The organism is Acinetobacter sp. CY73 (assembly GCF_059515865.1).
Genome location: NZ_JCAKMZ010000018.1, coordinates 1 through 20736, shown reverse-complemented (window position 1 = coordinate 20736; position 20736 = coordinate 1). Strand labels below are relative to the sequence as shown.

The following is a 20736-nucleotide window of genomic DNA, read 5'->3' as shown; positions in this document are numbered from 1 at the left end:
CACTTTTATGTTATGCGCCTTGCAAGAGGGCTATTCATTCACACCTGGTAACAACCTCCGCGAGCAAATCACAGAAGGCGGAATGCCTCGGCAAGTTATTAAATACGTCGGGGCGGTTCATTCTGTTAATGTGACTGTTCTTCTTAAAGATCAAAGAGCGCGTCAATATTTTTGGGCGTTTTGGCGACAGAATCAGACTAAAACTTGGAAGTGGAAACTCGCTCTAGATCAAGGTGCAATTGAAGAATGTGAATGTCGATTTACTTCTGAAAGTTTGCCTGCAGAATCATTTCACGAAGGGCCTATTCGCAAAATGACATTTGCTGTTTTGGTTGTACCTATTGCTCGAAGCGCTGATTTTGATAATGAAATTATCAGAATTTGGGAAAACGGATTTATCAATACCATTGATGATATTGAGAAAATACCGAACGTGTGGCTACCAGATGCAGTTGGGGTATAAATGGAAATTACAGATGCAATGCTTGCGGTTCTTGACCAGTCGGCAGGGCCGACAGGATTACTTGAGTGTTTAGAAATTAAGCATTCGAAGTGGATACCAATGCGCTATGTGATTAATTCAAGTCAAGCTATTACGCTGCGGCATGAAAATGGCGTGAGTTATGCATACACACCTCTGCCTGTCAGCATTACCAAATCCGCGCAAGAAGACACGCTTGATCAGGAGCTCAGTTTTAATGTTGGAGACCTTGGCGAAACTATTCCAAACCTCATTGACTTGATCATTAATGATGAAATTATTGAATTGCCCTTAGTTTCATATCGAGCATACTTGATTGGTAAATATAACAGTCCTGTCGCTGTCTCAAAAGATTTAGAGCTTCAAGAAATTACACGAGATTGGCAGGCAAGTCGCGGTGATGCCAAAGCACCAGGACTAAATGACACAGGAAATGGCGAAGTTTACTCAGCTTCAACAGACCCAAGTTTGATTGGTTTTTACTAATGATTGAAGAATTATTTAACCTGAAGCACTCCCAAGAGTTTCACTGTGTCCACTTTGTAATTGCAGCAGCAAAAGAGCTTTACAACTTGGATTACACACCTTGTTTTTTTGGCTTAACAAGTTCACTCGATCAAACAATTAAAACTTCTCGAACAACTGTTCATCGAAACAAAGAAATCAAAAAGGCTCAAGAGCAATGCATTGTCTTGATGACCTATGCAAACGGAAGCTCCCATGTGGGGCTTTTTTTTCGCCAACGTATTTTTCATTTAACTGAACTTGGTGTGCAAAGAATCAAACTGAGTCAAGCGGAATTAATGTTTAAAAGGATTCGCTACTATGAGCCAAATTTGCATCTTTGAAAATTCTTTAGACGCTACCGAGCAAAGAACAATAACAACAAACAATGTGCTCAAAACCTTTTTAAATATTCGATCTGATTACCCACAAGCAAGAATTTATAAAGGTAATCCATGCGGTGAAAGCGATGTAACACCGACAGCCGACAACAAGGAAAGTATTGCTCGACTACTTGAGTCGAATGAAGATTTCACAATCGTATGTCATCCAGGTGACGTAATTTCAGCAGTCAACTGGGCATTTGGTAAAATTGTTGGTGCTGCTGTTAATTCCCTGGTTCGTATGCCAAAAATAAATGATGGCAAATCAACAGGCTCAAGTAATAACAATCTTGCAAATGCAGAGAATACACAGCGTATCAAAGAGCGCGTTCCTAGAGTAATCGGACAAGTGAAATCCATCCCTGATCTTTTTGCACCGGCTTACCGTTATTTTAAAGATGGCGTTGAAGTAGAGGAGTTATTGCTTTGCGTATGCGAGAACGACGTTGAATTAACTGAAATGAAAGAAGGGGATACGCCTGTTGCAGATATTACAGGCAAATCCATCACAGCATATGGCTTAAATCAGTCAATTATTGGTAAAGATAATATCTATAAGCTAGGAGATGACTTCACCGAAGCTCCAATCATCGCTAAACAAATTAAATCAATTAATGGTCAAACACTATTAACGCCAAACTCAACAAAAGTGGAGCGTGGTGATATTTACTTTAGATATCCAAACCTAATTAAAACTTGGGAAGATATCGATGCCTACGATCAATTTTCAGTTGGGGAGGAAATCATTGTTGAGGGTGCATCATATTCCGTAGTGAGCGACGCGGGTATCACAGGTGCAGTCACCATTAATGCAGATAAAACCATTCAAATTTCAACAAGTCAGAGTATCGCGAACTATCAAGATTATAGAAAAATCAACATCACATCTATGCTTGTAAGTGATGAAGAGTTAGGGCAGTTGGATTTGGCGGGTCTCTATAATGTGGGGAGCATCACCTATTACAACGGCACATACACCATTCTATTGATCAATCCATCAAGTACAAACACAAATTTTAGTCGAGTTACAACAGCATTAACCACAACAATTAGTGCAAATTTAACTTCAAGCTCAAAGAGTATTGTCTTAGATGGAACGTATGTAATTACAGGGATTAGCCGTCAAGAAAGATGGATTTCTATTGCAACGCCCAGTGTTGTAAATTCAGATTGGATTAATCTGCAACACTTGCCAAGTCAGCAAATAGGCACATCTCAAACGATAAAGCTTCGAGGAAGCCAAGATAACTTTATTGGTTGGTTTACATCCGATGTAAAAACTCAAAAAGGTTTATTACTTAACTTTAAAGCGCCAAACGGCTTATATCAGGGCAGTCACTATAAGCATGTAACAATTGAGGTAGATTACCAGAATATAGTGAATGGTGAGCCTGTTGGAAATGTTTTTAAGACAGGTATTACCATCCGAGGTAAAGCAAATAGTCGTGATGCTGTTGGAGGGTCAATCTGGATTGATTTACCATTTGAGGGAGCCGTTCGCTTTCGAGCTAAACGCATTACAGACCATGGTGATGCTGCAGATTTGATGGATGAAACAAAATTCTATTCTGCTTTTTCATATCACAAGCTTAGAAAACTTGTTTACAGCGATCGTGTGCTTATACGCAGTAGGACAATTGCAACTCCGAATGCTACAAGTCAAGAATCGAGGCAATTGAACTGTATTGCTCAAAGCCTTGTTTATTCTTATAGAAGTGGTTCCAGATCTCCAACACGCATACCATCCCGAAATATTGCTGATCTTGCAATTGATCTTGCTTTACACCCGAGAATTGGGCGCAGGGTAATTAACGAAATTAATATCAATGATATCTATCAAGCGGTTAATGATATTCAGGCTTATTTCGGCTCAGAAAAAATGGCTGAGTTTAATTACACATTAGACAACACCAATACATCATTTGAAGAAATGATGCGAATGATGGCAGCCGCAACTTGTTCGCATGACCGACGCATTAATCGAAACATTTATTTTGAGCTTGAGAGTGCAGATAACGTACCTTTAATCCTATTTAATCATAGAAATAAAAAGGCTAAATCTGAATTTCGCAAATACTCATTTAGACCTGAGAAAAACTATGACGGTATCGAGTTGACATATGTTGATAGCGAAAATGGATGGGTTGAAAAAACATTAAAAGTGCCAAGTGAGTTTTTAAATAACCCCAAAAAGGTTGATGCAACAGGCGTTGTCTACACTCAGCAGGCGCACATTATTGCGTGGCGCGAGTGGAACAAGATTCAGTTCAATAGAATAGCTACCACATTTACAGCATTTTGTGAGAGTGACCTTGTTGCGCGCGGTGACACTGTACTTTGTACTGATGATACACGTGTTGGCAATAATGAATCAGATGGTGAGGTTCTAGAGTGGTCAGGCAATATCATTCGTGGCTCACAGCCATTCAATGTTGGTTCAGGGCATGTGATCCATCTACAACTCAAAAGTGGTCAAATCGATGTGATACCGATCTCGCAGGGAATGAGTCCTTATCACTTTGTTTTGGGACGTGTGCCGAGAGAGTCACTAATAACAGTTGGTGAAGTTAAAACTACATATTCAGTCACAACCGACGCAAAACGATCTGCTCAGAAATTCCTTGTCGCCTCCAAAAAACCAATTGATATTTTTGAGAACGAAGTCACGGCTATCAATTGGGATGCTAGATATTATCGAAACGACAAAGACATTATCAACAATCTGATTTAACAATTTATGCCCTCATTTGAGGGCTTTTTAATGGGTGAAGCAAAATGGCAGAGATTATCAGTCAAGCAGATATAACGAAGACCAAGCGCAATATCGATGATATTGATAAAGCCTTAAACACCAAAGGAAAAGTGAAACCGCTGTGGGGCGCTGAATTTCACACATTACCGTCTGCAATCCAGATGATCATCGATGCCGGCGGCTTTACACCATCCTCAACTGAAGCAGCTTTACTTATATCTATACCAACTGTCGTACCTAGTGCGGCCAAAGCTTTAGATACCAAGAAAATTTGGATTTATGAAGAAAGGGATGGTGTTACGAAGTGGTGGGACACTGGATTGAGTGATAAGGATTTAGCGATTCAGTACACAGATCAGAAGCTTAAACAATTTCAAGACAACAATGGCGATGCTTCAAATCTTTTTCAATTTGAAGATGCAACAAAAAAAGTTGTGGCGGTTATCGCGAAGGATGGAGATATACGAAATCCTAATTACTCTTTAAATGAAATTGGGGACGTTTCAGATCAAACAGCAGCTAAAATCGCAGATCAGCTAGATAAGACAGTATCTAAAGCGCTTTACGAATTTAATGATGCTGATGGGAACACTGTTATTGAGTTTAGCGAAGATGGCGATGTAAAGACACCCAATGGCGGTCTGTACGAAACTATTGAGCAGCAACAAGCGATCAAAGACAAAATCGATGGTCAGTTAGAAGCCAATCAAAATAAAACAGCGTTTGAATTTAATGATGCTCAAAACAATACGATTGTTGAGCTTAAAGAAGATGGCGATATTGTTTTTAACGGTGGGCGTTCATTAATTGCAGAGCTTGAAAAAGTTAACTCATCAAGCAGTTTCAAGCGTTTATCACTAAAAGAGTCAATAACTGACGACTTTATTCCAGCATTATCGCAAGCCAGTTTTAACAATTCGGGTCAAAAAAGCCCAATATTTAACGGTGTTGCAAAGCAAAAATACACGATTGCAAATACTCAAGACTTTCTTAATCTTAAGATTTCTGAGCCTGAGCCGTTGCTTATCGATACCCCTTATTTTAAGGGTTTAAGCACTGTAAAACCGTATTCACAAGTCGTACATCCTTATGTCAGTGAATTTAATCAAACTGTACGTGGATATAAGTACATCGTGCTACTAACCCCATTTCACAACACATCAGATTTCTATGAAAATCCATGTGTTTATGGGTCGAATGACTTAAAAAAAATGGAGCTTTTAACAGGGTTTGAGCAGCCGTTAGCTAAAGCGTTCATGAATACGCAATACGATTACAACTCCGATAACTTTGCTGTTTATGACCATATGACTGGGGAATTTTGCGTTGTTTATCGACACTCGATTAAACAAAACAATGTAGACCAAGCATTTTTAAAAGTTCGAAAGACTGTCGATTTCATAAACTGGACTGAGTTCGAAACATTTAAAGATGAAGCTGGAAATGATCTTATTTCAGGGTTATCACCGAGTATTGTTTATAACCCAGCTTTAAAAAAATGGATGATGCACAGTATTAATTTCTACAACGGAACGTGGAATCTTGTTTATCAGACGAGTGATGATTTGATAAGCGGGTGGTCAAGCCCATTACCGACAACAACAACGAATGATTTTAAGTTCTGGCATCAAGAGACACGATATTGTGGCGGGCATTTCATCACAATTATCAATGATTTGGATTCTGATACAGCAGCAATAGACGGGAAGGGCGGTTTACATCTAGGAATTAGCTTAGACGGAATTAACTTTGAGTATTCAGAGCAGATTCTCGAAACACCGTATCACAACCCATACAAAGCAAGTATCTCACCAGTTCTCGAAAAAGGAGAGCTCTCATTCAATATCATGTGGACAGACAACGGCAATGTTGTAGATGGTTGGCGTCTGTATAGCGTTAAAACTAATTCAATTGGGGTAAATTAAAAATGGCTGTAACATTCAAAAGTAATCAAGTAGCGAATCAATATATTAAAGATGTTTCGGGCTATAAAGGACCCAAAGACTTTTCAGCAAACGTGAGTTTCGCTGACAATCTTTTTGTTGATAGCGATTGGAATAATATAGGGCTTAATTCTGTGCTTTCGATTACTCGAAGCTCGAAAGCATCAGTCTTAAAGTCTAGCGATTTAGCTGATTATGAGATTATCGAGAATGATGTGCCTCGTGTTTCATATATTCCAGACTATTCGACTAAAGGTTTAATTTCATCAACATGGGCGAGTGCGCTATTAAGCTCAACAAGTGCGACATCTGCAAATTTAAATGCAGGTGAAACCGTTTATTCGTTATTTACAACAGATGCAACTGGCTCTGTTACTGTAGCTTCAAACGCTAATATTCAAGTGCTGTCGGGCGCAGGGACATTTGCAAGTCCGCAATATTTTAAAGTTACAGCAAACACTACTGTTAATTTAACAAGAAGTGAGGGTGCTCAAAAAGCACATCTAATGGTCGCATCAAACGGACAGACCCCATTTATCCCGAACTATGAGTTTATTGGCATCAATCCGGATACAGTTCAAGTTAATGCTTCAAAATTTGACCCAAAAAATGGTGCGGTGATCTTTAAATTTGCAAGCCCTAAGCGTAAATATGCGGGCTACACGGGATCAGATCAGAGCTTTCCACTTTTCTTGTTAAAACAAGATGCTGATAATTATGTTGCGGCTTACATTAGCAGCAATGGAAAGCTAAATGTCCGACTTTATGAAAATGGTGTTCAGCGTTATTTTGTTGATTCTGTTAATAATATTGATCGATCTATTGTAAATACAGTTGGCATTACGTGGGAAAATGGCCGTGTTAAAGTTGCAATGAATGGAGAAGATTTCATTCCATTTAGCGAGCGATCTATGTCATCTGCGTTTAATGTCGGATCAATAAAAATTGCAGGATCACTTGAAAATTGGGTTGGTATTCAAGCTGACATGGTAATCTTTAATATTGTTTCTTACAGTCGAACATTAGACTTGTCAGAATTAAAGACAGCAACTTACTTCTAAGCACCTTCGGGTGCTTTTTTATTGCCAAAATAAGGGGGCGTGATGTCTGAAAAGACCGCACTTGTTGCAGAAACTGCGACAGCAATAGCAGGAAAAACAGCAACTGCGACAGGTACGGGCGTTACGCTTCTGTCGTATTTTGCATCGTTTGATTGGGGGTTTTGGATCGGTGTGAGCATAGGTCTTGCTGGTCTAATTATTAGTTTTTTAAATTTCTTGTCTAATCGAAAATTTCAAAAAGAGAAAGACCGTCGTGAAGCTGAAATTCATTTGATCGAGACAGAAATCAAACGTCTTACTGTTCAAAAATTAAGAGAGCAATGCAATGCAAAGCAAAACTAGACTACTTGTCGCAGGTTCGACATTATCAGCCGCCTTATTTGGCGGTTTTTTTATATCCGGTCCTAGTGAACAGCAAATTCAAGCGACAGCGAAAAAAGAGGGCTTTACAGCAAAGCCAGTCATTCCAACGAAAAACGATGTGCCAACAATTGCATTTGGGACTACTACATATCCAGATGGCACAAAAGTAAAACTTACTGATCCTGCGGTTACACGCGCACAAGGTATGTATTTTTTACGGCATTACATGAACAAAGATGCACAACGCTTCAATAAGACGATTTTGAACGTGCCGATTTATCAGCATGAATATGACGCATTTATTGATTTCTCTTATCAATTCGGAATTGGTAATTGGTCCAAGTCATCCATGTTGAAAAACTTAAAACTTGGTAAATACAAGGAAGCTTGTGATTCATTGCTGAAATACAAATATTCAGGCGGTTACGACTGCAGTACGCCAGGTAATAAGCGCTGTTCTGGCGTATGGACCAGACAACTTGAACGACACGCAAAATGCATGGGGGCACAGTAATGTATCGAATCTATACCATCGTTGCGCTTGTGATTGTCTCACTTGTTCAATTCAGCTGTTATTCAAATATGAAGAATCAGCGCAATGAAATTGAAGCTAAAACCACAGCTAAGTTTGAAAAGCAAATTGCTGAAGAAAAGGCTCTACAAGATAAAGCACTGGCTGATCTACAAGAAAAAGTCAGAGAGGTTGAATCTGATTTAGAAGCCGAACGCCAAAACATCAAAATAGAATTCAGAGACATTAAACATGAAACTCAAAAAGTTATTACTGAGCGTATTTATACTGAGTGCAAGCTTGACGATGCTGGGCTGTCAATCGCCAACAAAGCCGTTAATGCCACAAATTCCCGCATCACTTCTAATTAAGTGTGACGAATTAAAAGGGCTTGAATCAGGAACCATGGGCGAGTTATTAACACGCTATGTTGAACACACTGAACAATATGCTGAGTGCGCTGCGAAAGTTGATGCTTATATTAAGATTCATAAGCCTTCTAAGTGAGGGCTTTGTCTTATCGCCATTTCTCAACTAATTTTTCAATTTCACAGTAGATATTTTGGTTATTCCGTTGATTTCTTATTTCCATGATGTATGGTTTAAGGGAGTCAAAATCACGGATAACAGATGTTTTCATCATGCGCTTATAAAGCTCGCCATCAATTGCTTCCTCAAAAATACCACAAGCCAAGAATTCATAGTGATTCAGAAAGCCCATAATCGCGTCATTGTCGAGCTTGTTATTCTTCTGGCAAGCTAAAGCTGTTAATTTGTCTTGATCACGCAACTCTGCAAATTTCTTCCGGCATTCAATAAATTTAGTGTCTATACGCTCATGCAAAGCTAAATCTATAGTTGCCCGTTGACGAGCCTTTTTTTCATTTTGTGTATTTTGAACTTTAACAGCTTTTACCTGTAATCCGTTAAAAACCAATGCCCCAGTGGCAACAACAACACTTAAGGATTGAATCCATGTTCCAAGTGAAACCCCTAATAAAATAATCTCTTGTGCTGCCATCTTTAATTACACTATCCAAAAGTTAGAGTGAAAAAAAAGCCCTCATTAAGAGGACTTTTGCCTGTTTTTTAAAATTAGATGTTGCAACCCTCGAAGCACTCGACAGTTGCAAATACCACTTTAGCATCTTTCATAATTAACTCCTTCGGGTCTGTGAACTGAATATATTTTAATTAAATTATTTGCAGGATGAAAAGAAATCTACCAAACTTCTTTAAACCTTTAGCATGAGCGAATAGTATTCTATATAGAGTAATTCAACAAGCGCTCATACATTTCTTTTTGTTATAGATGTTATATCAAAATAAAAATAAAGAATCAATTGTGTTTGGTTATGGGTGGAATGGTTGGCCATCTATGGGATTAACGTCATATCAAAAATATGGCACTTTAATGCGCTGGCTGATCTAACTACAAATCGTGTGCTTTATATAGAAGTAGAGCCAAGTTTTCATAATTCTAATTAATCTAATTATTGCTTTGAGATTCTAAAATAGATGATAAAATAGGCTTACACAAGGATTCTAAGACTTGTGGATAAAGTCACGTTTACGTCAAAATTACGTCATATTCGTTTAAGTAACTGTTTTTATTAAAACAATCCTACGTTGACATCGTAGAGGTCACCAGTTCGAATCTGGTTAAACCTACCAAGATTCAGTTCTTCAGAATAAACCGTCTTTAGAACAAAAACCTCCCTTGTGAACAGCTTGGGAGGTTTTTTTATTATCTTTTTTTAATAAAAATTATTCAGCTCATCATGAGTAAATTTTAGTTCTCTTTTCCTAAAAATATGATCTAATTTATTTTTTTTAAAATCGTTGTTTAGTGTGTACTTAGTTTCAGGTCAACAAACACTCCCTACTGAAAATCGAGATTACTGCGAATGGCATCAGCATCGTCAGCACTATGCATTGTGGTATTTGGAAATTGATCAGCCTGAATTGATTGAATATCTGGATCAAATTAAACATCATTTTCAAGATGCGTTGTATACACCCAATTTGCGCCAATATCACATCACCTTGTTTATCTGTGGCTTTTTAACTGAGCAGAAACAATTGAACGATGATTTTCTCCAATCTGACTTGCAAAGTCATTTGACAGCATTATTCAAAGAAAATTTAAAACAATTTAGTTTACAAACGGGTGCAGTGAATAGTTTTGAAAGCGCGTTATTCGTAGAAATTGAAGACCGTTCTAATGACCTCAAACAAATTCGTGATGTTTTTAAACGCTATAATATTGAAATAGCCGCATTAGAGTATTGTCCTCATATCACTCTGGGGCTGTATAAAAAGGTCATTTGCAGTGATTTAATTTTCAGTAAAATTCAATCTCTCACTCAAAGATCCTTTGAATTCAATGTTGATCGGTTAACTTTTGGGTATTTTCAAGCCCATGAGTTACAAGGTCAGTTATTTCCGCTAGAACACTTTCATTTGGAACAGTCATGATTCATCTTTTTTTAGGTGGTGCTCGATCGGGCAAGAGTCGGATGGCGGAAGAGCGAGCAACTCAGCTTCAATATCCAGTCATTTATATCGCAACCGCGCAAGCTTGGGATGATGAAATGACGGATCGTATTCAGCATCATCAGCAGCAACGCCCTCAAGACTGGGTATTGATTGAAGAACCGATTGAGTTGGCACAACAGCTACAGCGCATAGATCAAGCAGAGCAAACGATCTTGGTGGATTGTTTGACCTTGTGGCTGAATAATTTACTCATGCAAAATAATGATCTATGGACTGAAAAGCTGAATGAGCTTTACGCTGTACTTTCAACGCTTCAATCCAATGTCATATTGGTCAGTAATGAAACTGGGTTGGGGGTTGTGCCAATGGGACAGCTGACGCGACAGTTTGTGGATGAATCTGGACGGATGCATCAACGATTAGGGCAACTTGCGGATCACGTGACATTCTGTGTTGCAGGCTTTCCGATGAAGCTTAAATAGTGATTTTAAGATATTTATTTTCAATATGTTGAACTAAAAATTGAAAAGTTTAGAGTGAATTTCTAAAGTGTGAATGAAAGATGGAGAGAAAAATGGCGTGGTGGTTAGAACAGTGTCAAATGCCCGATCAAATAGCGTATCAAGTGGCATTGGATAGCCAATTGCAACTGACCAAGCCAACTGGTTCTCTCGGTGATTTGGAAAAGATCGCGACTCAGTTGGCATCCTTACAGGCGACACCTACACCACAGATTGATTTCCCATGGATCACTATATTTGCAGGCGATCATGGTGTGATGGAAGAACAGATCTCTGCTTACCCACAAGCGGTTACCCGCCAAATGTTGCAAAATTTCACGTCAGGTGGCGCATGCATCAGTGTGATGGCGAAGCACTATGGCGCACATTTACAAGTGATTGACTGTGGAAGTGTGGGGGATGCCTATTCCTATGCAGGGGTTGAGCGTCATAGCATTATGCAAGGCACACAGAATTTTGTAAAAACGTTGGCAATGAGCACTGAGCAATGTATGGCTGCGATGCAGTTAGGCTATCAAAGTGTAGAGAAAGCCATGACTCAGAATGCCTCAATTTATGTCGCAGGTGAGATGGGCATAGGAAATACCTGTTCAGCTTCGGCTCTGGCGTGTTTACTTTTGAAAGAATCTGAAGAAGCACTGACGGGCATGGGAACGGGCATTAAACAAGAACAACTTGCGCGTAAAAAACAAGTCATCCAACAAGCCATTGCATTACATCAAGATTGGGCAGGCGATGATGCCTTTAAAATTTTATGTGCGGTCGGTGGTTTAGAAATTGCGGCGATGGTCGGTGCTTATGTGCGTTGTGCACAGCGTGGATTAGCTATTTTAGTGGATGGATTTATCAGTACAGCGGCGGCTTTAATCGCCGTAGGTTTAAATACTGATGTGCGTCAATGGATGCTGTTTGGGCATCAATCTGCTGAATATGGTCATGCTCGACTTCTGCAAGAGTTAAATGCAAAACCACTATTACAGTTGAATTTAAGATTGGGTGAGGGAAGTGGTGCGGGAGCAGCACTTGGAGTTGTACGTCTTGCCTGTGTTTTACATAATCAAATGGCAACCTTCGCGGATGCCGCGGTGATCGGTGAGAAGATTTAAGATGATGCAACTGGATCTATTGCGTCACGGTGAAACAGAGCTGAGTCATACCTTGCGTGGTGCGATTGATGATGCATTAACGGCAAAAGGCTGGCAACAGATGCAAGATGCATTAGATCTTCAAGAGCATGCTGACTGGGATGTCATCATCAGTTCACCTTTACAGCGTTGTCTGCATTTTGCAACACATGTGCAAAATCAGCTCGAATGTCCGTTATGGGTAAATGACGGCTTAAAAGAAATGAGTTTTGGTGATTGGGAAGGTCAAACCACGCAATGGATTTATGATCATTTTCCCGAAGAACTTGCCACATTTTGGGAAACACCTACACGCTTTACACCACCTAAAGCCGAATCAATCCTGCATTTTCAAAAGCGAATTGAAAATAGTCTCTTGGACATACAACAACGCATGCAACAACATCAAGTTCAAAAGGCTTTGGTGATCACGCATGGTGGTGTCATTAAGATGTTTAAGCTCATGGCTTTGACACAGCCCTTAGATGATATTTTGAAAATGAGCGCTGAGTTGGGTGAATTGGTTTCTTTTCAAATGAATGAGCAGAATCAACTCATTCTGGAGAATTAGTCATGATGCCGCTGTGGATCGCCCTTCAGTTTCTAACCTTATTTCCAATACAGTTAAAACAGATGCCATCATCTCAACAGAATGCACAGTCGCTGTTGTTTTATCCTTTGATTGGACTCCTGATTGGGCTTGTACTTTTTGCCATCGCTGTAGTTTTAGTCAAACTCCCGATTGTTTTGCTTTCGACATTATTATTGGTGGTGTGGATCTGGATCACGGGTGGTTTACATCTAGATGGTCTTGCAGATACTGCAGATGCGTGGGTCGGCGGCTTTGGTGATCCTGAAAGAACCTTAAGGATTATGAAAGATCCAAGGAGTGGACCCATCGGCGTTCTGAGTTTACTGATTGTCTGTGCTTTAAAATGGTCTGCATTATATGTTTTATTAGAACAGCAACAGCTATGGTTACTTCTCTTCGTTCCGATGCTTGCACGATTAAGTCCATTGATCTTATTTCTAACGACACCTTATGTCAGAGATCAGGGTTTAGGCACAGCAATGAGTCAGTATATTCCTCGAAAACTCAGTTATATGATTATTGTTGGAGTCTTGGGGCTCTGCGGTATCGTTGGGCTGTGGGGTTTCATACTTGTGGTTTTGAGCTTAATCATTATGTGGTATTTAAGAGCTAAATTTATCCAGCGGATCGGTGGAATTACAGGTGATACCATGGGTGCAACGATCGAATGGATAGAGTCAGTCAGCTTATTTGGGATTATGTGTCTGTTGAATTTATATTGATGCTTTTTATAGCTTTACTCTAAATTTACAAACTTAGGCAGGATAGGTTGACTAAATGATCGTTTTGAATGACAACGGTCTGGGCAGAAATATTAGTATCAGAATTTTGTGTAAATGATTCAGACCTTTAAAATGCATCATAAAATAAAACGCAATGAAATGAATTGCCATCAAAGTGTTATATTGAATAGTCTATAATCATTCTATTCTGATTAAATCAATGTTCATGTATTGATGAAATTTTTGAAGAGTTATTGTGGCTAAAGAGAGGGAGTTCTTTCTAAGTTCAGATAGAATGAAATTAGTACAGTGCTCTGCAACTAAAGAATAATACTTTTTTGGACAATATTTCATCAAAATAGCGAGCCAAAATGATATTTCGTTGACTGAATTGCAATGAAGAACGATACTCTCAATGTTTTTATTTAAGCAAATCGGTTCGATGAGGCTGGATCAAAAGTTCGGTACTCACATACTCAATCTAAAGCAAGGGGCTATATATGGCTGGTGGAAAGTCAACAATCATTTACACACTGACCGACGAGGCGCCATTGTTGGCGACTTACTCTCTACTGCCGATCATTGAGACCTTTACTAAGCCTGCTGGCGTTGAGATTGTCAAAAGTGACATCTCTGTAGCGGTACGTGTACTCGCAGAATTCGCAGATTACCTCACTGAAGAGCAAAAAGTGCCAGATACACTTGCTGAGTTAGGTCGTCTTACACAAGACCCAGACACCAATATTATTAAACTCCCAAATATTAGTGCTTCTGTAGGTCAATTGACAGCGTGCATTAAAGAACTTCAATCGAAGGGTTACGCAATTCCAGATTACCCAGAAAATCCGGTAACTGAAGAAGAAAAGTCGATCAAAGTACGTTACAGCAAATGTTTAGGTTCTGCTGTAAACCCAGTATTACGTGAAGGTAACTCTGACCGTCGTGCACCTGCTGCTGTTAAGAACTACGTTAAAAAGCACCCACACTCTATGACAGAGTGGAAACAGTGGTCACAAACTCACGTTTCTCACATGGATGAAGGCGACTTCTACCATGGCGAAAAATCAATGACGCTTGACCGTGCACGTAACGTAAAAATGGAACTTGTGACGAACAGTGGTGAAACTGTTGTTCTTAAAGAAAAAGTTGCACTTCAAGACGGCGAAATTATTGATTCAATGTTCATGAGCAAGAAAGCGCTTTGCGATTTCTATGAAAAAGAATTAGATGATTGTAAAGAAGCAGGTATTTTGTTCTCTTTACACGTAAAAGCAACCATGATGAAAGTTTCACACCCGATCGTATTTGGTCACTGTGTGAAAATTTACTACAAAGAAGCTTTTGAAAAACATGCAAAATTGTTTGATGAGCTTGGTGTTAACGTCAACAACGGTATGGCTGGTCTTTACGAAAAGATCGAAACTTTACCAACCTCTGTACGTGAAGAAATCATTGCTGATTTACATGCTTGCCAAGAACACCGTCCAGCACTTGCAATGGTTGATTCTGCAAAAGGCATCACAAACTTCCATTCACCGAACGACGTGATTGTAGATGCCTCAATGCCTGCAATGATCCGTGGTGGCGGTAAAATGTGGGGCGCTGATGGCAAACCTTACGACTGTAAAGCAGTAATGCCTGAATCTACATTTGCGCGTATTTACCAAGAAATGATCAATTTCTGTAAATGGAATGGTAACTTCGATCCACGTACAATGGGTACTGTACCGAACGTGGGCTTGATGGCGCAAAAAGCGGAAGAATACGGTTCGCACGATAAAACGTTTGAAATCGCTCAAGCTGGCGTAGCAAACATCACTGACATCGAAACTGGTGAAGTGTTGATGTCTCAAAACGTGGAAGAAGGCGATATCTGGCGCATGTGTCAGGTGAAAGATGCACCGATCCGTGACTGGGTGAAATTGGCTGTAACTCGCGCTCGTAACTCAGGTATGCCTGCTATTTTCTGGCTTGACCCATACCGTCCACACGAAAATGAGCTTATCAAGAAAGTACAAACTTACTTGAAAGATCACGACACAACGGGTCTAGACATTCAAATCATGTCTCAAGTTCGTGCGATGCGTTATACACTTGAGCGTGTTGCGCGTGGTTTAGATACGATTTCTGTAACAGGTAACATCCTGCGTGATTACCTCACAGACTTGTTCCCAATTATGGAATTGGGTACTTCGGCAAAAATGTTGTCTATCGTTCCGTTAATGGCGGGTGGTGGTATGTACGAAACTGGTGCAGGCGGTTCAGCACCTAAACACGTACAACAGCTTGTTGAAGAAAACCACTTACGTTGGGATTCACTGGGTGAGTTCATGGCGCTAGCTGTATCGCTAGAAGAAATGGGCATTAAAGAAAATAATGCTGACATCAAGTTACTTGCTAAAACTTTAGACCAAGCAACGGGTAAACTTCTCGATAACGATAAGTCTCCTTCACGCCGTACAGGTGAGTTGGATAACCGTGGTAGTCATTTCTACCTTGCTAAATTCTGGGCTGAAGAACTTGCTGCTCAAGACGAAAATGCTGAATTAAAAGCGAAGTTTGCGCCACTCGCGAAAACTTTAGCTGAAAATGAAGACAAAATCGTTGCTGAACTTGCAGCAGTACAAGGTAAAGCTGCTGATATCGGTGGTTATTACGCGCTTGATCAAGACAAAGTAAATGCTGTAATGCGTCCAAGTGCTACGCTTAACGCAGCTCTTGCTAGCCTTTAATATATAAGTTTGAAGTCGCTCATGATGGTGTGATTTCATACTAGTTTAAAGAAAAGACCGATGCTTAGGCATCGGTCTTTTTGATTTCAATGATTAAAGTTTTAAACCGATGTAAATAGAATTGAAATGTCTGTTTTTCTTCCCATTTGATAGAAATATTTTTAATGTAATTATCCAATTTTCCAGATAATTGAGTGGCTTAATTTTTATATGGTTCTCTAGAAATACCAATTTATATGGCTTAAAATTTAATCAATTAAGAGCAATTGGGGTAAAATTAACTCTATAATTTATATTGTTAAGTTAGATTTATTAGGGATATTTTAGCATTGATGCATGCTTTGAACTGATGAGATCATATTGGATTTACTTATATTGAATAAACTGTATGTTATAATTTGTAAAATAATTCCGATGTACTAATCGCGAAATGAATTGTTCTTCGTGTTTGGCGAATGAAACTGAATTGTTATAAGAGGGCTGCATAGATGCAGCTTTTTTAATTCTATTTTATTGATCGGAACTGTCATTTGGGTACGTTTTTTGAATGTATTATTGATGCAAAATACACCAGTAATTCATTTTATAAATGATCTAAACTTACTTAACACATAGCTCAATCTTAAACAGGGGCTCACCAATGACAAATCCCAATCCTTCAGTGGGTTTGCTTGAACGCTTATTCAAATTAAGTGAAAACAAAACCACCTTCAGAACAGAAGTCCTTGCAGGTGTAACGACATTTTTAACCATGTGTTACATCATTATCGTCAACCCATTGATTCTTTCTGAAACAGGAATGGACCATGGTGCTGTATTTGTGGCTACCTGTTTAGCTGCAGCAATTGGTTGTTTGGTTATGGGAATCGTAGCAAACTATCCAATCGCATTAGCACCAGGTATGGGACTCAATGCCTACTTTACTTATTCAGTATGTATCGGAATGGGTGTGCCTTGGCAGACTGCATTAGCAGCTGTATTTGTATCTGGTTTGGTCTTTATTGCAATCAGTATGTTCAAAATCCGTGAAGCGATTGTGAACGCGATTCCAATGTCATTGAAGTTTGCGATTGGTGGCGGTATTGGTTTGTTCCTTGCGCTTGTAGCTTTGAAAAATGCAGGAGTTATTGTTGATAATCCTGCAACATTGGTGGGTTTAGGGGATCTTAAGCAACCTTCTGTCATGCTGGCATTGTTAGGGTTCTTAATGGTTGTCGTTATGCATCATTTTAAAGTGCGTGGCGCCATTATTATCAGTATTTTGGTTGTGACTGCAATCGCTACTGCATTAGGTTATAACGAATTTAAAGGTGTTGTAGGTACAATTCCTTCGATGGCGCCTACATTCATGCAAATGGACTTTGAGGGTCTATTTACCGCAAGTTTGATCGGTGTGATTTTCGTATTCTTCTTGGTTGATTTATTCGATTCTACAGGGACATTGGTCGGTGTATCTCACCGTGCGGGCTTGTTGAAAGATGGTAAATTGCCACGCTTAAAGAAAGCTTTATTTGCTGACTCTTCTGCAATTGTTGCAGGTGCTGCATTGGGTACTTCTTCTACTACACCATACATCGAGTCATCTGCGGGCGTCGCTGCAGGTGGTCGTACTGGTCTAACCGCTGTAGTTGTGGGTATTCTATTTGTATTGTGCTTATTCTTAGCGCCGCTTGCTCAATCGGTACCTGGTTTTGCAACAGCACCTGCATTGTTATTTGTCGGTGTGTTGATGATTCAGGGTATCACCAATATCGATTGGGATGATATCACTGAAGCTGTACCTGCATTCTTGACTATTGTGTTCATGCCTTTCACTTATTCAATCGCAGATGGTATCGCCATGGGCTTTATCAGCTATGCATTGATTAAGTTATTTACAGGTAAAGCAAAAACAGTTCCGTACATGGTATGGATCATTGCGGTACTGTGGGTGATTAAGTTTGTTGCATTTGGTGGTTAACACGTCCATCACAAAAAGGGTGTAAACTCAGTTTGCACCCTTTTTTTATATTGATATTTTTCTGATTTTTTATATTTTGAGGTCATTCACATGAATCAATTAGAGCTCATTCGTGCTTTACCCAAAGCAGAATTACACGTCCATATCGAAGGGACATTTGAGCCCGAGCTCATGTTCTCGATTGCGCAACGTAATCAAATTGATATTCCATATAAAAGTGTTGAAGAAGTGAAACAAGCGTATAACTTCCATAATCTTCAATCCTTCTTAGATATTTACTACGCTGGCGCAAATGTGTTGATTCATGAACAAGATTTTTATGATCTTGCATGGGCTTACTTTGAAAAATGTGCAGAAGACAATGTGGTTCATACTGAAATGTTCTTTGACCCACAAACACATACGGATCGTGGTATTGCATTTGAAGTGGTATTGAATGGATTACAACGTGCTTGTGATGATGCCCAATCTAAGTTGGGTATTACGTCACACTTGATTATGTGCTTCTTACGTCACTTGAGTGAAGAGGCCGCATTTAAAACACTTGAACAAGCATTGCCTTATAAAGATCAAATTGTTGGCGTTGGTTTAGATTCAAGTGAAGTTGGGCATCCGCCTTCTAAATTTGAGCGCGTGTTTGCGAAAGCGCGCGAAGAAGGTTTCCTCATCGTGGCGCATGCGGGTGAAGAAGGCCCTGCTGAATATGTGTGGGAAGCTTTAGATTTGCTTAAAGTCAATCGTATCGATCACGGTGTTCGCTCAGAAGAAGATCCAAAGTTAATGGCGCGTTTGATTGCTGAAAAAATGCCACTCACGGTTTGTCCATTATCAAACTTAAAGCTTCGTGTGGTAGATGATATGGCAGAGCACAATATCCGTCGTTTATTACAACAGGGCGTGCATGTAACAGTCAATTCTGATGATCCATCTTATTTTGGTGGTTATATGAATGATAACTTCATTGCCATTGCTGAATCTTTAGATTTAAGTCATGAAGAGTTGAAGCAACTCGCCATTAATTCTTTTGAGGCTTCATTTATTTCTGATCAAGAAAAACAAAATTGGACAGCGAAAATTAATGCGATTGCATAAGCTTTAGCATGCATAAGCTGAACAGTGCATAGATGTTTAAGATAAAGCTGTGATCGTTCACAGCTTTATTATTTTATAGCATTGAAATTCAAATGAGATTTCTTGAAGAATCAAAACATGCTGAAGTATTGCATGCTGATCGTATGGGTATGGCAATAGGGATGTCGAATTACTTTTGCTGACCGAACAGAGCGTTTAAGTCAAAAACTAATTAAGCCCGCCATTCAAATAAAATGTAATCAAGCACTTTCTGGCTCGAGAATTTGGAAGGACACGGCATTTTTGATGAATGAACAGCAAAACCTCGTTAATCAAAAAGGCATTTGTGAGTGTGTCAGTGACCATGCAATGGATAATATGAATGCACCAGTTTGATTAAAAGCGTCCTTCAATGATGCTGAAAAGGAAAAACTTATCCATAAAGCAATAAAGAACAGTTTGATTGAGAGATGGATCGGGAAATTTGAACAACTCCTATAAGTGATATTCTGCTCCTCAAATGATGTTATAAACATCAATATATGGAGTATTTTATGGCACGTAGACCAAGAAGAAATCATTCAAACGACTTTAAAGCTAAGGTAGCGCTTGCTGCGATTAAAGCAGAAAAAACACTTGCTGAATTGAGTGCTGAATTTGATGTTCATCAAAACCAAATTATCGACTGGAAAAATCAATTGATCTCAGCTTCCTCGCAAGCCTTCGATCAATCAAAAGCTCCAGCAGAACCGCCCATTGATCTTAAAAAGTTACATGCAAAAATCGGTGAGCAGGCATTAGAAATTGATTTTTTAGAAGGTGTGTTGAAGAAACTGGGCCGCTTCAACCACAAAAGTTAATCGATCACTCACTTCAGATTTCAGTATCTAAACAAGCTAAGTTACTGAAGGTCTCTCGTGGTTGTTATTATTATCGCCCAAAACCTGTTAGCTCATCAGATTTGAAGCTGATGCGATGTATTGATGAATTACATATGCAATATCCTTTTGCAGGCAGTCGTATGATGCGTGATTTGTTGAATCGTCAAGGGCATCATATAGGACGACGTCATACAAGTACTTTAATGAAGAAAATGGGTATTCAGGCGTTATATTGTAAACCAAATTTAAGCCAGGCTACTCAAGCTCACCGTAAATATCCATATCTGCTCAAAGGATTGGCTATTCAGCGCAGTAATCAAGTGTGGTCAACGGATATAACGTATATCCCTATGGCAAAAGGCTTCGTCTACTTATGTGCTGTGATTGATTGGCATAGCCGCAAGGTACTTGCGCATAGGGTATCGATTAGTATGGAGGTGGATTTTTGTATTGCGGCTTTAAATGAAGCGATTGAAAAATATGGCCCACCTGAAATATTTAATACAGACCAAGGCAGTCAATTTACCAGTGATGCATTTATTGACGTGTTGAAATCAAATGACATTCAAATCAGCATGGATGGTAAAGGTCGTTGGGTTGATAATGTCATGATTGAACGATTATGGCGTAGTGTTA

The 20736-nt window shown here is 39.3% G+C and carries 19 protein-coding genes and 1 pseudogene; 19 read left to right on the top strand and 1 reads right to left on the bottom strand.

The genetic code is table 11. From position 1 onward, the window contains the following. Positions 1 to 7 precede the first annotated feature (7 nt). From AC5YD2_RS09685 to lysC, 10 genes are read left to right on the top strand one after another with little or no spacing between them, the layout of a single operon-like run. A complete protein-coding gene (locus tag AC5YD2_RS09685) occupies positions 8 to 463 on the top strand; it encodes a hypothetical protein (protein WP_496126135.1) in 456 nt (151 codons plus the stop codon). Continuing rightward, positions 464 to 967, top strand: coding sequence for a DUF1833 family protein (locus AC5YD2_RS09680; RefSeq protein WP_496126134.1), 504 nt, complete (start codon positions 464 to 466; stop codon positions 965 to 967). It abuts the gene before it with no gap. Further along, entirely contained in the window at positions 967 to 1329 is a 363-nt protein-coding gene (locus AC5YD2_RS09675) for a hypothetical protein (protein WP_496126133.1), read from the top strand. Before AC5YD2_RS09680 ends, AC5YD2_RS09675 begins: the two co-directional genes overlap by 1 nt. Next, positions 1307 to 4099, top strand: coding sequence for a host specificity factor TipJ family phage tail protein (locus AC5YD2_RS09670; protein ID WP_496126132.1), 2793 nt, complete (start codon positions 1307 to 1309; stop codon positions 4097 to 4099). Before AC5YD2_RS09675 ends, AC5YD2_RS09670 begins: the two co-directional genes overlap by 23 nt. A 44-nt stretch (positions 4100 to 4143) precedes the next feature. Then, on the top strand, positions 4144 to 6045 hold the full coding sequence (locus tag AC5YD2_RS09665; RefSeq protein WP_496126131.1) for a hypothetical protein: 1902 nt from the start codon (positions 4144 to 4146) through the stop codon (positions 6043 to 6045). Between the two features lie 2 nt (positions 6046 to 6047). Then, positions 6048 to 7124: a hypothetical protein gene (locus AC5YD2_RS09660; protein WP_496126130.1), complete on the top strand. Its 1077-nt coding sequence runs from the start codon at positions 6048 to 6050 to the stop codon at positions 7122 to 7124. A gap of 42 nt (positions 7125 to 7166) precedes the next feature. Then, positions 7167 to 7466: a hypothetical protein gene (locus tag AC5YD2_RS09655; RefSeq protein WP_496126129.1), complete on the top strand. Its 300-nt coding sequence runs from the start codon at positions 7167 to 7169 to the stop codon at positions 7464 to 7466. Then, a complete protein-coding gene (locus AC5YD2_RS09650; RefSeq protein WP_496126128.1) occupies positions 7450 to 8001 on the top strand; it encodes a glycoside hydrolase family protein in 552 nt (183 codons plus the stop codon). Before AC5YD2_RS09655 ends, AC5YD2_RS09650 begins: the two co-directional genes overlap by 17 nt. Next, the gene (locus AC5YD2_RS09645; protein WP_496126199.1) at positions 8001 to 8369 is read left to right on the top strand and encodes a hypothetical protein; all 369 of its coding nucleotides are present in this window, start codon (positions 8001 to 8003) and stop codon (positions 8367 to 8369) included. Before AC5YD2_RS09650 ends, AC5YD2_RS09645 begins: the two co-directional genes overlap by 1 nt. Continuing rightward, positions 8251 to 8505 carry an Rz1-like lysis system protein LysC gene (lysC, locus tag AC5YD2_RS09640; RefSeq protein WP_496126127.1) on the top strand — a complete coding sequence of 85 codons (255 nt, stop codon included), beginning with the start codon at positions 8251 to 8253 and terminating at the stop codon, positions 8503 to 8505. Before AC5YD2_RS09645 ends, lysC begins: the two co-directional genes overlap by 119 nt. Positions 8506 to 8515: 10 nt before the next feature. Here the strand turns inward: lysC and AC5YD2_RS09635 are convergent, their stop codons facing one another. Beyond that, complete coding sequence (locus AC5YD2_RS09635; protein ID WP_496126126.1) at positions 8516 to 9019, bottom strand: DUF4760 domain-containing protein; 504 nt, start codon at positions 9017 to 9019, stop codon at positions 8516 to 8518. A gap of 830 nt (positions 9020 to 9849) precedes the next feature. Between AC5YD2_RS09635 and AC5YD2_RS09630 the strand changes: the two genes are divergently transcribed. The 9 genes and pseudogenes from AC5YD2_RS09630 to AC5YD2_RS09590 form a co-directional block, all read left to right on the top strand. Next, positions 9850 to 10476, top strand: coding sequence for a 2'-5' RNA ligase family protein (locus AC5YD2_RS09630; protein ID WP_496126125.1), 627 nt, complete (start codon positions 9850 to 9852; stop codon positions 10474 to 10476). Next, positions 10473 to 10979, top strand: a complete 507-nt coding sequence (gene cobU, locus AC5YD2_RS09625; RefSeq protein ID WP_496126124.1) for a bifunctional adenosylcobinamide kinase/adenosylcobinamide-phosphate guanylyltransferase — start codon at positions 10473 to 10475, stop codon at positions 10977 to 10979. The genes AC5YD2_RS09630 and cobU overlap by 4 nt, the downstream gene beginning before the upstream one ends. A 92-nt stretch (positions 10980 to 11071) precedes the next feature. Further along, on the top strand, positions 11072 to 12124 hold the full coding sequence (gene cobT, locus AC5YD2_RS09620; protein ID WP_496126123.1) for a nicotinate-nucleotide--dimethylbenzimidazole phosphoribosyltransferase: 1053 nt from the start codon (positions 11072 to 11074) through the stop codon (positions 12122 to 12124). A 1-nt stretch (position 12125) separates the two neighbouring features. After that, positions 12126 to 12713: a histidine phosphatase family protein gene (locus AC5YD2_RS09615; protein ID WP_496126122.1), complete on the top strand. Its 588-nt coding sequence runs from the start codon at positions 12126 to 12128 to the stop codon at positions 12711 to 12713. Positions 12714 to 12715: 2 nt separating this feature from the next. Continuing rightward, entirely contained in the window at positions 12716 to 13456 is a 741-nt protein-coding gene (locus AC5YD2_RS09610; protein ID WP_496126121.1) for an adenosylcobinamide-GDP ribazoletransferase, read from the top strand. 500 nt (positions 13457 to 13956) lie between these two features. After that, positions 13957 to 16188 (top strand): NADP-dependent isocitrate dehydrogenase, encoded by a 2232-nt coding sequence (locus AC5YD2_RS09605; RefSeq protein ID WP_496126120.1) that lies wholly within the window; start codon positions 13957 to 13959, stop codon positions 16186 to 16188. A gap of 640 nt (positions 16189 to 16828) precedes the next feature. Beyond that, positions 16829 to 18148 carry an NCS2 family permease gene (locus tag AC5YD2_RS09600; protein WP_496126119.1) on the top strand — a complete coding sequence of 440 codons (1320 nt, stop codon included), beginning with the start codon at positions 16829 to 16831 and terminating at the stop codon, positions 18146 to 18148. A 90-nt stretch (positions 18149 to 18238) separates the two neighbouring features. Then, positions 18239 to 19240 (top strand): adenosine deaminase, encoded by a 1002-nt coding sequence (locus AC5YD2_RS09595; protein ID WP_496126118.1) that lies wholly within the window; start codon positions 18239 to 18241, stop codon positions 19238 to 19240. Positions 19241 to 19761: 521 nt separating this feature from the next. Further along, positions 19762 to 20736: pseudogene (locus tag AC5YD2_RS09590) on the top strand (IS3 family transposase); the annotation flags it as partial.